The sequence below is a fragment of the Streptomyces sp. BE20 genome (assembly GCF_036322525.1).
GTDB lineage: Bacteria > Actinomycetota > Actinomycetes > Streptomycetales > Streptomycetaceae > Kitasatospora.
On sequence record NZ_JAQYWW010000330.1, the window covers coordinates 1 to 232 of the forward strand.

A 232-nucleotide genomic window follows, 5' to 3' on the forward strand; every position below is an offset into this window, starting at 1 on the left:
CACCTACGGTCAGGACCGGGACGGCGGTGACCCGCTCTGGCTCGGGTCGGTGAAGTCCAACATCGGCCACACGCAGGCGGCGGCCGGTGTCGCCGGCATCATCAAGATGGTCCTGGCGATGCGGCACGAGACCCTGCCCGCGACGCTCCACGCCGACGAGCAGTCCCCACACGTGGATTGGGCTTCCGGCGCGGTGTCGCTGTTGACGGAGTCGCGGTCCTGGAACCCCGGG

General features: G+C 70.3%; 1 pseudogene. It reads left to right on the top strand.

Going from position 1 to position 232, the window contains the following annotated elements:
• Nucleotides 1-232, top strand: a pseudogene (locus tag PUR61_RS01785) (polyketide synthase); the annotation flags it as partial.